General features: G+C 37.0%; 11 protein-coding genes. 5 read left to right on the top strand and 6 right to left on the bottom strand.

Features of this window, described 5'->3' with window-relative positions; translation table 11 throughout:
• The first annotated feature begins 107 nt into the window (after positions 1–107).
• Both GYM76_RS02840 and GYM76_RS02845 read left to right on the top strand, forming a co-directional pair.
• A complete protein-coding gene (locus tag GYM76_RS02840; protein WP_220225816.1) occupies positions 108–1,256 on the top strand; it encodes a hypothetical protein in 1,149 nt (382 codons plus the stop codon).
• Positions 1,257–1,570: 314 nt separating this feature from the next.
• Entirely contained in the window at positions 1,571–2,752 is a 1,182-nt protein-coding gene (locus GYM76_RS02845) for a sugar efflux transporter (RefSeq protein WP_220225817.1), read from the top strand.
• A gap of 54 nt (positions 2,753–2,806) precedes the next feature.
• On the opposite strand, the gene surE is transcribed toward GYM76_RS02845, so the two are convergent.
• Together surE and GYM76_RS02855 are read right to left on the bottom strand one after the other, a co-directional pair.
• Positions 2,807–3,583 carry a 5'/3'-nucleotidase SurE gene (gene surE / locus GYM76_RS02850; protein WP_220225818.1) on the bottom strand — a complete coding sequence of 259 codons (777 nt, stop codon included), beginning with the start codon at positions 3,581–3,583 and terminating at the stop codon, positions 2,807–2,809.
• Between the two features lie 23 nt (positions 3,584–3,606).
• On the bottom strand, positions 3,607–4,455 hold the full coding sequence (locus tag GYM76_RS02855; RefSeq protein WP_220225819.1) for a neutral zinc metallopeptidase: 849 nt from the start codon (positions 4,453–4,455) through the stop codon (positions 3,607–3,609).
• A 272-nt stretch (positions 4,456–4,727) separates the two neighbouring features.
• Here GYM76_RS02855 and proP point away from each other — a divergent pair, with 272 nt between their 5' ends.
• Both proP and dld read left to right on the top strand, forming a co-directional pair.
• Positions 4,728–6,206 carry a glycine betaine/L-proline transporter ProP gene (proP, locus tag GYM76_RS02860; RefSeq protein WP_220225820.1) on the top strand — a complete coding sequence of 493 codons (1,479 nt, stop codon included), beginning with the start codon at positions 4,728–4,730 and terminating at the stop codon, positions 6,204–6,206.
• Positions 6,207–7,006: 800 nt separating this feature from the next.
• Entirely contained in the window at positions 7,007–8,713 is a 1,707-nt protein-coding gene (dld, locus tag GYM76_RS02865) for a D-lactate dehydrogenase (RefSeq protein ID WP_220225821.1), read from the top strand.
• 59 nt (positions 8,714–8,772) lie between these two features.
• Here dld and mutS read toward each other — a convergent pair whose 3' ends face one another.
• Positions 8,773–11,325 carry a DNA mismatch repair protein MutS gene (gene mutS, locus GYM76_RS02870; RefSeq protein WP_220225822.1) on the bottom strand — a complete coding sequence of 851 codons (2,553 nt, stop codon included), beginning with the start codon at positions 11,323–11,325 and terminating at the stop codon, positions 8,773–8,775.
• 567 nt (positions 11,326–11,892) lie between these two features.
• Between mutS and gapA the strand changes: the two genes are divergently transcribed.
• A complete protein-coding gene (gene gapA, locus GYM76_RS02875) occupies positions 11,893–12,891 on the top strand; it encodes a glyceraldehyde-3-phosphate dehydrogenase (RefSeq protein WP_065563148.1) in 999 nt (332 codons plus the stop codon).
• 134 nt (positions 12,892–13,025) lie between these two features.
• Here the strand turns inward: gapA and GYM76_RS02880 are convergent, their stop codons facing one another.
• From GYM76_RS02880 to yjgA, 3 genes are all read right to left on the bottom strand, one after another.
• Positions 13,026–13,235, bottom strand: coding sequence for a cold shock domain-containing protein (locus GYM76_RS02880; RefSeq protein ID WP_025315032.1), 210 nt, complete (start codon positions 13,233–13,235; stop codon positions 13,026–13,028).
• 391 nt (positions 13,236–13,626) lie between these two features.
• Complete coding sequence (gene ppa / locus GYM76_RS02885; protein WP_065563147.1) at positions 13,627–14,151, bottom strand: inorganic diphosphatase; 525 nt, start codon at positions 14,149–14,151, stop codon at positions 13,627–13,629.
• Positions 14,152–14,220: 69 nt separating this feature from the next.
• Positions 14,221–14,757: a ribosome biogenesis factor YjgA gene (gene yjgA / locus GYM76_RS02890; RefSeq protein ID WP_220225823.1), complete on the bottom strand. Its 537-nt coding sequence runs from the start codon at positions 14,755–14,757 to the stop codon at positions 14,221–14,223.
• Positions 14,758–14,771 lie beyond the last annotated feature (14 nt).

Consider the following 14,771-nt stretch of genomic DNA (forward strand, 5'->3'; position numbering starts at 1 on the left):
ATGGTGGTCGTACTCGTGCTGTTGATACTAATGCTCTGCTTGGGATTACGTTATCTAATGGTGTTAAATACACGCCTTCAACTAATACTTCCTTTACAACGCCAATCGTGTTGCCTGTTGCAGGTCAAAGTTTTGCTGATATTGGTATGTTGGTTCCAGCTTATACTAATTCAGTTGCTTTAAATTCTCTAATCGGTCCGCCTTATAATTATTGGGGAGATGATGATGGAGATACTGACGTTACCGCTACTGGTAGTTTAAGTTTATCTATCGTTGATAAATATAATCAGCCCGTCACACGTCATACTGTTCCAGATATTTGTAAGGCGCCTTATCAGGTTAAATTAACCAGCACTGACGGTACATTGAGTACTCGTTATGGCGTTCCAAGGAGTCGTAGTTTCAGCGCAAGTAATGTTACTTATTATATCAATCCACAAGCAAGGGCTGTGGTTTGTTTTGCTAGACCTAATTTAAAGTATTTTTTAATTAATGAACGTGATTATTCTAATGAAGTCCGTGGTCCTGCTTCTATTTGGAATGAAAATAAGGGCTTTTTAACTCAATCAACTAATCCGTCATCTTATGGTTTAAATTTTCCGACTACTGGCGCTAACAATTTGTATTTTGACTTAGACATTGCTGGTAGTAATGAGGCTTTATCTTGGGCTCCTGTTTCACATGAAGGCATCACTGCTACTATGACAAATTCATCAAGAACAGGTGTTCGAGTTACATTAACACGTTACGGTTTAAATAGTCTATTTAGACCATCTTTACCCCAGACTTTTGAATTAGTTGGTCGTGACGGTCGTGGTAATGAAGTTGTTAAGTATGGTTTTGTGTTAAAGCAGTGGTTCTATACCTATGATAAACGTTATACTTATGATAAAGCATTATCTGGCTGTAGTGACCTACGTTTACGTTTAGCTACGGTTAAAGATTTAACTAATGCCTCTTGTAATGGGTTAAATGTTAATAGTGAATGTATAAGAGCAGTCGGCGCAATACCTTCATCACCGAATAATTACTTTCAGCGTATAATTGGCGCAGGATTCTTTAGTGAGTGGGGCACAATGAGCCTATATTCTAAAGCTAATTTTGGATTCGATGACTACTGGACTAGTGAGGAAAAAGGGCATATGTTACCGGGAAAAAGCCGTAAATATACTGTTAATCCAAGAAATGGCTCGGTAGGTGCTTCTCTATTTTCATCGAATTATTTTACAGGTCTGATGGTTTGTGTCTGGCCTTAGCCTTTTTATTTTTTGAACGAGGGAATAAGTGCTAGGAACTATAGTGTTAAAAAGTATAGCTTACTTGAAGAGTCAACGATGAAATGCGATTTTGTAGAGATGCTTGAATTACTTGATATGTGGATTAAATTCTAGACGTTTTAAAAAAAAGTTGAGGAGCGGGGTTTTTTAAGCCTTAAATCTACCATTTATTATTACATTTATAGTATTAATGTTGATGGATTGTTTAAAAAGCCTTTATTTAAATACGCCTATATTCCCACTAATTTTAGGGGTATAATTGATGCACTTAATTTCATGGTAAATCGGCTTTTATGACTTCTTCATTCCTTCGAAAATCGGGTGTTGTTTTTGGTGCTTTTTTAGTGGCGACCTTTATTATTGGGGTGGCTGGTGCTTTGCAATCACCTACTTTAAGTCGTTTTTTATCGTTTGAAGTTGGCGCTGACCCTCGCTTAGTGGGGGCGTTTTATTCGATTAATGCGTTAGCCAGTATTATTGGTAGTTATCTGTTAGCTAAGTATTCAGACAATAAGGGTGATAGGCGTAAGATTGTTATTTTTTGTTGTTTGATGGGGCTGGCAAATAGTCTGACTTTTGCCTTTTCACGCAACTATTATGTCTTAATTACATTAGGCGTATTTTTTGCTGCGTTAGCGTCTGCCGCGATGCCACAGATTTTTGCTATGGCGCGTGAGTATGCAGAAAAGAGTGGACGTAATGCGGTTGCCTTTAATTCTCTGATTCGTGCACAGTTGTCATTAGCGTGGGTGATTGGGCCCCCATTATCTTTTGCTTTGGCGATCAAGTATGGTTTTACCATCATGTATTTGTGTGCAATGTCGATGTTTATTATTTCGATGATTGTGGTAGCAATCTATTTACCACCCATTGAAAAAAAGGTTATCAGTTCGTTTACTGCTAATGAGTTAGCGGTGGCAAACCAATCAATTTTTACTAATCGTAATGTCATGTGTTTGCTAATTTCTACCATTTTTATGTGGACCGCTAATATGATGTATATCATCGATATGCCGATTTATGTAGAAGCGGTTCTGCACTTATCTGATTCATTACCTGGTGGGTTGATGGGGTTAGCGGCAGGGATTGAAATTCCTATTATGATTATTGCGGGTTATTTGGTCCCCGTGTTAGGTAAGCGAAATCTATTTTTTATCGCTATAATTTGCGGAATTTTGTTTTATATTGGGATGATTCTGTTTAAAGATTCAACCATGTTATATGTGTTGCAACTTTTTAACGGGCTGTTTATTGGGATTGTTGCTAATATTGGTATTATCTATTTCCAAGATTTGCTACCAACTCGTATGGGTGTGGCTTCAACGCTATTTAATAATGGTATTATTTGCAGTGTCATTTTAGCTGGTATCATTCAAGGTTTTGTTTCACAAGCTTACGGGCATGAAGTGATTTATTGGATTGGTTTAGTGATGGTGACGATTTCGTTTTTATTCTGTGCTTTAGTGAAGAAATAATTTATTTACGTCTTCCTGAGTGATTTAGGAAGACGTATAGACAATATCTAAGTTTTATACTTTAAACGTTGCTTTTATTTTTTGATATAACGCGTAATTAGTACGTTCATAATTTAACGGTGTAATAGCAATATAACCATCATTAGCTGCATCAAGCTCTTTGTCGATATCAACCTTTACACTTTGGTTACGTTTAGCTCTAAACCAAAAGTAGTCATGACCTTCTGGATCTTGAGTTTCTGCAATAACAAATTGGCTTACATCCGGCTCGCCCTGTTTTGTGATTTTTATCCCTTTTATTTGATCGGCTTGGCAATTAGGGAAGTTGATATTGAAGCAAGTCTTATCTGAAAGGGGGTAGAGTTGTCTGATTATCGATTCAGCAAGATGAGTTGAACAGTGCCAATTGGTTGGAGTGTTATCTTCACTGCTGACTTGACTTAGTGCCATGGCTGGCACACCTAGCGTCATTGCCATCATTGCTGCCCCCACTGTGCCCGATAATATTGTTTCAAATCCCAAATTAGATCCATTATTAATTCCTGACAGCACGAGATCGGGTAATTGATTAGCCATTAGTGATTTTATGGCAAATAGTGAGCAGTCAGCAGGGGTGCCGTAGACTGCGTATTCTGTATTGCTACGTTTTTGAACGCGAAATGGCGACTTTAAACTAACTGAACAAGAAACGCCACTTTGATCAACAACAGGTGCGACAATCCAAACTTCGTTTGCTATGTTTTCAGCCACGCTTTTTAAAATCTGAATTCCAGGGGCATCAATGCCATCATCATTGACTAAAAGTACTCGGTTGACTAATTTTTTTGACATATTGGTTCCTTTTTTATATTTCCTTATTGAATAAATGTATTGCACTGATCCATCGACCCACTGTCATAACCACGTTTAAACCATGTATAGCGTTGTTTTGATGTACCATGAGTAAAGCTATCAGGAACAATATAACCATTATTTTGTTGTAGGCGATCATCGCCAATTGCTTGCACAGTATTGAGGGCTTGCTCAATATCACCCGTGTCTAAAATATTTTTTACGCCATTGCCCCATAATCCCGCATAACAGTCAGCTTGTAATTCGAGTTTGACCGACAATTGGTTACGGATTGGTGCTGATTGATTTTGCGATAATTGTTCAACTTTATTAAATGTGCCAAGTAAATTTTGTACATGGTGCCCAACTTCGTGTGCAATCACATAACCTTGTGCAAAGTCACCTCCGCCACCTAGGCGTCTTTTCATCTCTTGATAAAATGATAAGTCCAGATAAACCGTTTTATCGAGATTGCAATAAAATGGTCCCATCATGGCTTGCCCGGTGCCACACATGGTTTGGGTTGATCCGTTATAGAGTACAAGTTTAGGGGGAATATAGGTTTTGCCTAATTTTTGGAATTGTTCGCGCCAGAAATCTTCGGTACTTGCTAATATTACTGAAGTAAATTTATCTGCGTCGCTAGGTAGGGTGTTGTCAATCTGGCTTGTTGATGAGGAATCATCCAAATCAATCACATTGCTGTCGAGCAAACCAGTTAAATCAACGCCATAGTAGCCTGCTACTAATACAACAACAAATAAAACAATTTTACCTTTACCACCAATTGGGATGCGTGTCCCAATATCACTTCCTGATTGTGAGCGGCGATCTTCAATGTTATCACTCTCTCTTTGGTCTCTCCATCTCATAGGGAATACCTCATCAGTTTTGGTAACATCATTCTAAAGGATAATAGATGAGGTTACTAGCACTACTCATCATAAAAAGAGGATGTGATAAATGGGTTATTTTTGCTTTTTTTAGGTATATAATTCTTACCTATATCGCATCAATTGAATAAGTAAAATTGGTGTGATTAAATTTAAAACCTCATCTGACTCGCATAATTTGATTTAGTTTATCTTTGGCATGGTAGCCGGTTATTTATTTTTATATTAGTGAATTTTAAAGGCGGTACTTCATGGCGCAATCGAATAATAAACCTTTGGATATTGATGATATCCCTATCATTAATGACAATCAGCTAAAAAAAGCCACTTGGGCATCGGCGTTTAGTAATGCTATTGAGTGGTATGATTTTGGGGTATACAGTTTTGTGGCGTATATTATTGGGCAGGTGTTTTTTCCTCATGTTTCACCTAGCGTGCAGATTATTGCTGCGTTATCGACTTTTTCTATTCCTTTTTTTGTTCGCCCTTTAGGGGGGATTATTTTTGGTTTAATTGGTGACAATATTGGTCGCCAAAAAGTGCTATCTATCACTTTAGTGATAATGTCGTTAAGCACATTTTGTATTGGGTTGATTCCAACTTATGAGACGATTGGTATCACTTCGCCTGTGTTGCTATTGATTGTTAAATTAGCCCAAGGGTTTTCAATCGGTGGTGAATACTCTGGCTCAGCAACGGTAGTTGCCGAATATTCGCCCGATCGTAAACGTGGTTTTATTGGTGGTTGGCTTGATTTTGGTTCAATGGTGGGTTTTATAATTGGTGCGGGGCTAGTGGTGTTTTTATCAATGTTACTCAGTCAATCGGCGCTATTTAGTTGGGGCTGGCGAATTCCATTTTTAATAGCCTTACCGCTTGGGATCATTAGCTTTATCCTACATCATATTTCGGAAGAGACGCCAACTTTCCAACAACACCTAGAAGCCAGAGAGTCGCAAGATAAGGCTGAATTAACGTTAAAAAAAGTTGTCGGTAAATATTGGCAGCATATTTTAATTTGTGCGGGATTGGTTATTGTAACAAATGTCTCGTTTTATCTGTTGCTAACGTATATGCCGAGCTATTTAGCACATAATTTGAATTATGATACTGAACAAGGTTTGCTTATTATTATTGCGATTATGGTCGGTATGTTAATTATTCAACCTATTATCGGGTTATTAAGTGACAAGGTGGGTCGTAGACCTTTCATTTTAATTGGAAGTATTGGTTTATTGCTATTATCTTATCCTGCATTTATGTTAATTAATAGCCAACAAATACCTTTGGTTTTTTTAGGCGTATTTATTTTGGCCATGTTTATCAACTGTTTTACTGGGATCATTACCTCAATATTACCCGCAATGTTTCCAACTAATATTCGCTATAGCGCTATTGCAAGCATTTTCAATGTTGCCATTATTATTGCAGGGGTAACACCAACATTTGTGGCCTGGCTTGTTGAATCAAGTGGTAACTTATATATGCCCGCTTACTATTTAATGTTAGCAGGATTCATTGGTGTGATTACTGGGCTTGCTATGCATGAAACTGCAAATAAACCTTTACACGGCACTAATCCAACCGCAGCCAATCGAGACGAAGCGCAATCACTTCTATCTGAACATTTTGATTCCATTGAAGAGGAAGTTGAAGATATCGATGAGCAGATCGAGGCGCTACAAAATAAGCGACAAGAACTTGTCGATCAACATCCTAAATTGGATTAGTTAACTTTTTCCATTGCCTAAAATTAGTTTAATAAAGTTGAGGAAAGGGGGCTAAAGCTATTAAGCGCCCAACCTTTTACTGACTATTGGCTAAAATTGTTTAATATAAAATTATATTTTATACTGGATCGTTTTTTTAACTTAGTAGTAACGGCAAAGGAATGTTTAAAGTCACTTTTGAACAATTTATTTATTTAAGGATTGTGGAATTAATCTTCGTATTGTTTTTTATAATGATTAATATACTCAATACTTTTGATGCCTATTTAAAAAAAAGAGAAAGTCAAAAGCGAAAGACGCCGAAAAAAATATTCAAAACCGATATTCCATTAATTAAGTCTGTACAAGAATTTAAAAAATTAAAAAAGAGTAAATATCAACGCCACAAATTTAGTTTTCTGTGGAAGTGTTTCTATCGAATAAAGGATTTCTTTAGAAAAAAAAGTTGAGGAGCGGGGTTTTTGAAATATTAAAATCGCTCATTTTTATATCTTTTCTAATATCAAACCGTGGTCATTTTATATAACTTTTTTTATTCTAAACAAGTCTATTCTTAACTGGCTGTTCATCATTTTTTTATAAGCATGTTATTGAAAATTTATTCTAAAAACGTTGACTTTTTGGTCTGCAAAATAGGTTAACTATTTTTCCCTTTTTTTTGATTATTTTTAGCTTTTTGTGTCAGTTTTGATATTTAGCGCTATAAAGTTTACTCCCCTCTTTTCAATAGATTATATTGGTTATAATATATCCAAAATTGGTTGAATTTACTTATAATAATTCAAAGAAGGGAAGATAAAATGGTTGCAAATAGTACATCAGATCTGATAACAAAATTAAAAAATATTGTTGGTGATAAATATACCTTAACTGATCCAAATCGGACTTTACCTTATCGCCAAGGTGCACGTTTTGGGGTGGGAGATGCATTAGCTGTTGTTATCCCTGGCACGCTTTTAGAACAGTGGGAAGTTTTAAAGGCTTGTGTTGAGGCGGATGTGATTGTCATTACACAGTCTGCCAATACGGGGTTGACTGGTGGTTCTACTCCTGATGGTAATGATTATGACCGGCCAATTGTTATTGTTAGTACTCGTCGATTAGATGGTATTCAAGTGATTGAAAATGGTGATCAGGTGGTCTGTTTACCGGGTAGTACGTTATTCCATTTAGAAAAAGAGTTAAAAAAATATCACCGTGGTCCTCATTCTGTGATTGGCTCGTCTTGTATAGGTGCTTCGGTTTTAGGTGGCGTTTGCAACAATTCTGGCGGTGCTTTGATTCAACGTGGTCCTGCTTATACGCAAATGGCGGTATTTGCCCAGTTGGATGAGCAAGGTCAGCTACATTTAGTCAACCATTTAGGGATTGAATTGGGTGACACACCAGAAGCAATTTTAGAAAATTTACAAAAACGTGCTTATACCGATAACGATGTTAACCCTAATGCTGGTTTAGGCCATGATCACCATTATTGTGATCATGTACGACAAATCGATGCTGATACACCCGCTCGATATAATGCCGATCCAAGTCGTCATTATGAAGCGTCAGGTAGTGCTGGTCGATTGATGGTTTTTGCGGTGCGGTTAGATACTTTTCCTTTAGAAGAAAAGACCGCGGTATTTTATATTGGAACTAATGATACCAACGAGCTGGATGATATTCGTCGTCATATTTTAGGAACTTTTAAGCATCTGCCAATTTCAGGTGAATATATTCATCGTGATGCGTTTGATATTGCAGCGGTATATGGCAAACATCTATTTTTAGCTATTCAGAAATTGGGTACCGATACGATCCCTCGTTTGTATGCATTTAAGAATGTTGTCGATCGTATTGTGAGAAAAATTCCTTTCTTCCCTAACAGTTTTTCTGATTGGTTTGCGGTGAATGTGTGTAAGTTGTTACCTAAGCATTTGCCAAAATCGATGCGTGATTATCGTGATCGCTATGAGCATCATCTCATTTTGAAAATGTCTGATGACGGCATTGCCGAAGCTGAGGAATATTTGAAGGAGTATTTTGCAAATAGTGAGAAACGTAGTGGTAGTTATTTCCGTTGTAATGATAAGGAAGCTGAGGCTGCTATGTTACACCGCTTTGCAACAGCCGGTGCTGCTACGGTTTATCGTAATGTTCATACTAAGACTGTCGAGGATTTGGTCGCTCTAGATATTGCTTTGCGTCGTAATGATAAGGAGTGGTTCGAAACGTTACCAGAAAGTATTAGTCAGCATTTTATTCATAAACTTTATTATGGACACTTTTTCTGTTCAGTGTTCCATCAAGACTATTTGGCTAAAAAAGGGACTGACTGTACTAAGATGAAAGAGGAGATGTTGGCGATACTCGATCAGCGTGGAGCACAATATCCGGCCGAACATAATGTTGGTCATTTGTATCATGCTAATTCTGATTTGAAAAATTTCTATCACGAGTTAGATCCAACTAATAGCTTTAATCCGGGTATTGGTAAAACATCTAAAAAGAAATTTTGGAAATGATTTAGAAACTAAACTGAACATTAAAACCGCCATTATTGAATTAATGGCGGTTTTTTTATTTAGAGTAATTTTTTTAGTTGATAGATTGCTTCTAACGCTTGTTTTGGCGTTAATGCATCTGGATCGAGCTGTTGTAGAGCTAGCTCGACTTCTGATGGTTCAGTATCACTGATCAAGGTCAGTTGTGAGCTTTCAATATGGCTGTCAGCTGTAGAGAGAACTTCTAGCTCTTTTAGCTTCTGTTTGGCTCGTTTTAATATCGTTTTAGGCACACCGGCTAATCCTGCCACAGCTATACCAAAACTTTTGCTCGCTGCACCTTCGGATACTTCATGAATGAAAGCGACAGTATTGTCGTGTTCAATCGCGTCAAAATGGATGTTGTAGACACCTTGTATCTGTTGAGGTAGTTGCGTTAGTTCAAAATAGTGGGTTGCAAATAGTGTCATCGCTTTGATTTCGTTAGCCAAATTTTCAGCGCACGCCCAAGCTAATGATAGACCATCATACGTTGATGTTCCTCGGCCAATTTCGTCCATTAAAACTAAGCTATTTGGTGTAGCGTTATGCATAATGTTGGCGGTTTCGGTCATTTCAACCATAAATGTCGAACGCCCAGATGCTAAATCGTCAGATGCGCCAATACGTGTAAAGATACGATCAACAGGGCCTATTATTGCTTTCGAAGCTGGGACAAAGCTACCAATGTAAGCAAGTAAGACGATCAACGCTGCTTGGCGCATGTAGGTGCTTTTTCCGCCCATATTAGGGCCAGTGATAATTAGCATTCTTCTATCTGATGATAGTGAGAGTGAGTTTGCGATAAATGGCTTTTGTGATACTTGCTCGATCACAACGTGCCGCCCATCTTTGATTTCAATCCCGGTTTTGTTGGTTAATGTTGGGCATTGGTAGTTGAGTGTTAGTGATCGTTCAGCAAGATTCGTTAGTACATCAAGCTCGGCAATCGCATCAGCGCTGGTTTGCATGTTAGCTAATTCTGGCATAAGTAGGTCGAACAGCTGTTCATAAAGCTGTTTCTCTAGTGCTAATGCACGACCTTTAGACGTTAAGACTTTGTCTTCGTACTCTTTTAACTCAGGAATGATGTAGCGTTCAACATTTTTAAGTGTTTGTCTTCGTGTGTAGTGTATTGGCGCTAGGTGGCTTTGGCCTCGGCTAATTTGGATGTAGTAACCATGTACCGCATTAAAGCCTACTTTTAAGGTGTCAATTCCTAAGGTTTCACGTTCTCGAATTTCAAGTTGTTCTAAGTAGTTAGTTGCACCATCTGCTAAATTGCGTAGTTCATCTAATTCTTGATGATAACCGGCAGCAATTACGCCTCCGTCTCGAATAATAACGGGTGGGGCTTCGACTATTGCACGATTTAAGATATCAGCAATTTGGTCAAACTGGTTAATTTTAGCGCGTAATGCAATTAGTGATGGCGCGTTGAATTCGGATAGCTGTTGTTGAAGCGTTGGCAATAGGTTATAGGCATCGCGTAGGCGAGCGAAATCTCGCGGGCGAGCACTTCTCAATGCTAATCTTGCTAAAATTCGTTCAAGATCACCAATCTGTTTTAATAGCGGTTGTAGGTCGGTGATATGGTTTTGCAGTTCTTGAATTGCTAGCTGTCGGTTTTGTAATATTGCTAGATTACGGATTGGCGAATGCAGCCACCGTTTAAGCATTCGACTACCCATTGCAGTTTGGGTTTTATCTAAGATATCAGCTACAGTATGTTCTGTTCCACCTGATAGGTTTTCGGTAATTTCTAAGTTTCTGCGAGTGGATGCATCGAGCACAACAAAATCAACTGGCGATTCTTTAACTATTGAGCGAATATGTGGCATAGCTGTGCGTTGGGTATCTTTTACGTATTGTAATAAACAGCCTGCTGCACATAATGCATAATGGCACTCTTCTACCCCATATCCAATTAAATCATTAGTTCCAAATTGTAAATTGAGTTGTTGTTTGGCGGTTTCGAGATCGAAGTCCCAAATTGGTCGCCGTCTTAATCCGTGACGATTTTCAATTAGGTTCATTGATTGAAAATCTTCAGGGTAGAGTAACTCAACTGGGTTAGTTCGCTGTAATTCTGCTTGGATAGCTTCTGGATTATCGCATTCAAATACAAAAAAACGGCCTGAACTTATGTCTAAAGTGGCGTAACCAAAGTGCTCTTTTTGTTGCCATATGCACGCGAGTAAGTTGTCTTTACGATCTTCTAATAGTGATTCATCACTCACTGTGCCTGGTGTAACAATTCGAACAATTTTACGTTCAACGGGGCCTTTGCTGGTTGCAGGATCACCTATTTGCTCACAAATTGCTACTGATTCGCCAAGCGATATAAGTTTAGCTAAGTAGCTTTCAACTGCATGATAAGGCACGCCAGCCATAGGAATTGGCTGTCCATTTGATGAGCCTCGTTTAGTCAGCGATATATCTAAGAGTTGCGAACCACGTTTGGCATCATCATAAAACATCTCATAAAAATCACCCATTCGATAAAACAGTAAAATATCCGGATTTTCAGCTTTCAATTTTAGGTATTGTCGCATCATTGGTGTGTGGTCGGTGAGGTTGTCGTATTCGGTCATATTATTAATTCTTTTTTATCTAAAACTCTGGCGATTATTATCTCTAACCTTGCTTGTATTTTGTACAATCTTCGATTTTGCTCTTTAAGTAACCCTGTTTTTAAAATGCTAAAAATTGGTTCAACTTATTATTTTATTCGATATTGTATATTTTGGGGTGATTGTATCATTTTATATGATGTAATGAAAATGAGCTGATTGTTTGTAAATAATAAAAACAATGAATAATGTAGAGTTTAAATCGATGATTATATTTCATCTATCAACTTTTTAAGTCAATCGATATTATCGCTTTTGAGGTTGAAGTGAGTTTAAGTCATTATCAATAAAATGAGTGTTAGTGCATTATCATCCTTGATTTAAAATAAGTTTATATTGAAAATAAAATTAGCTTTTTGATTTATAATATGCCTATTTAGGCTGGCTATCATCGGATGATAATTAAGATGGTTTTCTGTTAAATTTATTCTTACCAATTATTTTAATTCAGCTTGAATAAACCACAAAAATTTGGTAGTTTATTGCCAATTATTTTATCATTTAACACAAATAAAGAAGGTAATTGTTATGACAATCAAAGTAGGTATTAATGGTTTTGGCCGTATCGGTCGTATTGTTTTCCGTGCTGCACAAAAACGTTCTGACATCGAAATTGTTGCAATCAACGATTTATTAGACGTTGATTATATGGCTTATATGCTTAAATATGATTCAACTCACGGTCGTTTTGACGGTACTGTTGAAGTTAAAGACGGTAAATTAATCGTTAATGGTAAAACAATCCGCGTTACTGCTGAAAGAGATCCTGCGAACTTAAAATGGAATGAAGTAGGTGTTGATGTTGTAGCTGAAGCAACTGGTTTATTCTTAACTGATGAAACTGCTCGTAAACATATCCAAGCTGGTGCTAAAAAAGTTGTTTTAACTGGTCCTTCAAAAGATAGCACACCAATGTTTGTAATGGGTGTTAATGATAAAGATTATGCTGGTCAAGATATCGTTTCTAACGCATCTTGTACTACTAACTGTTTAGCGCCTTTAGCTAAAGTAGTTAATGATAACTTCGGTATCGTTGAAGCGTTAATGACTACAGTTCACGCAACTACAGCAACTCAAAAAACTGTTGATGGTCCTTCTCATAAAGACTGGCGTGGTGGTCGTGGTGCTGCTCAAAACATCATCCCTTCATCAACTGGTGCTGCTAAAGCTGTAGGTAAAGTTATCCCTGAATTAAATGGTAAATTAACTGGTATGGCTTTCCGCGTTCCAACTCCAGACGTTTCTGTTGTTGACTTAACTGCACGTTTAGCTAAACCAGCTAAATACGAAGATATCTGTAAAGTTATCAAAGCAGCAGCTGAAGGTCCTATGAAAGGCGTTCTTGGTTATACTGAAGATGACGTTGTGTCTACAGATTTCTTAGGTGAAGTTTGTACTTCTGTATTTGATGCTAAAGCAGGTATCCAATTAAGCGATAACTTTGTTAAATTAGTATCTTGGTACGATAATGAAGTTGGTTATTCAAACAAAGTATTAGACTTAATCGCAGTTGTTTCTAAAAAATAAGAAGCATTGTAATTGATAAAAAAGCGACCTTGAGTCGCTTTTTTTATTTCTGCTAAGAATGATTATTCGTAAGCATAAAAAACGCCTATTTTTTCAAATAGGCGTTTTACTTTTATTATTTAATTAAAATTTAATTAGATAACAACAACTTCAGCCGCTGCTGGTCCACGTGGGCTATCTTGGATCGCAAATTCGACTTGTTGTCCTTCAGCTAAGGTTTTAAAGCCGTCGCCTGAGATTGCAGAGAAGTGAACAAATACGTCTTTGCTACCATCGGCTGGGGTAATAAAACCGAAACCTTTACTTTCATTGAACCATTTTACTTGGCCTGTTTTTTTATTCATTTACTAGACATCCTAACAATAATTAATAATTTGCCTTATCGGCTGTTTAGGCTTAACAAAACATTGTTTACATCAACTCAAAAACTAATCTAACCAGTTTACCACTAAATTAAAAAGTTAATCGTTTCCATAAAAATGCTTCTTTTGTTCACCCACGACTATTACCTCATAAATCATAATCGAAAGCAAGAGTTTCATGACATTTTTTTCATCTTAGGATGAAGTTTTTTATATGATTTTTTGGTAATTGATCGTTTTTTGATCTATAGCAAATTACTGATATTATAACTACTTGAAGTTATTTCGAAAGTCAAAAAAAGTCTAAAAATGCGAGTCATAAAAATTTTTCTTTATGACTCGGTAAAGCGATTACTTTTTTGTAAAGAAGGGTTTATTTTGCACGTTCAAATGATTCGATAATTTCTTTTCGAGCTGCTTCTGCGTTATCCCAACCTTCAACTTTTACCCATTTACCTTTTTCAAGGGCTTTGTATTGTTCAAAGAAGTGTTTGATTTGAGATTTTAATAATTCAGGTAAGTCATCTACATCTTTAATATGATCGTATTCTTTTGAAAGTTTAGTGTGTGGTACTGCAACTAATTTAGCATCAGAACCCGCCTCATCAGTCATTTTTAATACACCAACTGGACGGCAACGAATTACTGAACCTGGTTGTAATGGGTATGGTGTTGGGACTAATACGTCAACAGGATCTCCATCTAGTGATAAAGTGTGGTTGATATAACCATAGTTACATGGATAGAACATTGCTGTTGCCATAAAACGATCGACAAATACTGCACCAGTGTCTTTATCAACTTCATATTTAATTGGGTCAGCATTCGCTGGGATTTCGATTACAACATAGATGTCGTCTGGTAATTCTTTACCTGCTGGTACATTTAATAGTCCCATTTTTGTGTCCTCTATCTTTTATTTGTTAATTGTGTTTAATGATAAATATAAAGCGAACATTATAAAAATTTACTCTGTTTCGCTCAAATCTTTTAGATATTGAAAAATTTGTCTGGCTGTTTTTGGGGTTTTGTTTGCAGAGAGTTCTTTTTTGGCTAAACGCGCTAGTGTGCGTAGTTGCTGTCTATCTGCGGAAGGGTAAAGCCCCATTATTGATTCTGCATCACCCGTTTCTATAAGTTCGTCACGCAATTTTTCTAATCGATGAAATAGGGCGACTTGTTGGTTATGGCGATTTTTAAGTTTATCCAAAGCTAATGTTATAGGTTCAATATCACGACTTCGAAGCAGTTTACCAATGTATTGGATTTGCCTTCGATAGCCTTCTTTTTTTATTTTTTGCGCTAATTCAATCGCATAAAGTAGATCTTCATCAAGGGGAATTTTAGCAATTTCATTTTTGCTTAAGTTGACAAGTTCGACACCTAACTTTTTAAGTGCTTCAGCATCACGTTTGATTTCACTTTTACTGACGTAAATAATGTCATCGTCTTGAGGATCAATGTTGAAGTCAGGTTCTAAATTTGGCTCTTGATTGTTATTCATGCTATTTCTTTTGT

The sequence above is a fragment of the Gilliamella sp. ESL0443 genome (assembly GCF_019469165.1).
GTDB lineage: Bacteria > Pseudomonadota > Gammaproteobacteria > Enterobacterales > Orbaceae > Gilliamella > Gilliamella apicola_E.

Bases quoted from the DNA above. Each gene is read 5' to 3' on its own strand.
- GYM76_RS02845 (WP_220225817.1), top strand. From the start codon at position 1,571: ATGACTTCTTCATTCCTTCGAAAATCGGGTGTTGTTTTTGGTGCTTTT.
- surE (WP_220225818.1), bottom strand. From the start codon at position 3,583: ATGTCAAAAAAATTAGTCAACCGAGTACTTTTAGTCAATGATGATGGC.
- GYM76_RS02855 (WP_220225819.1), bottom strand. From the start codon at position 4,455: ATGAGATGGAGAGACCAAAGAGAGAGTGATAACATTGAAGATCGCCGC.
- proP (WP_220225820.1), top strand. From the start codon at position 4,728: ATGGCGCAATCGAATAATAAACCTTTGGATATTGATGATATCCCTATC.
- dld (WP_220225821.1), top strand. From the start codon at position 7,007: ATGGTTGCAAATAGTACATCAGATCTGATAACAAAATTAAAAAATATT.
- mutS (WP_220225822.1), bottom strand. From the start codon at position 11,325: ATGACCGAATACGACAACCTCACCGACCACACACCAATGATGCGACAA.
- gapA (WP_065563148.1), top strand. From the start codon at position 11,893: ATGACAATCAAAGTAGGTATTAATGGTTTTGGCCGTATCGGTCGTATT.
- GYM76_RS02880 (WP_025315032.1), bottom strand. From the start codon at position 13,235: ATGAATAAAAAAACAGGCCAAGTAAAATGGTTCAATGAAAGTAAAGGT.
- ppa (WP_065563147.1), bottom strand. From the start codon at position 14,151: ATGGGACTATTAAATGTACCAGCAGGTAAAGAATTACCAGACGACATC.
- yjgA (WP_220225823.1), bottom strand. From the start codon at position 14,757: ATGAATAACAATCAAGAGCCAAATTTAGAACCTGACTTCAACATTGAT.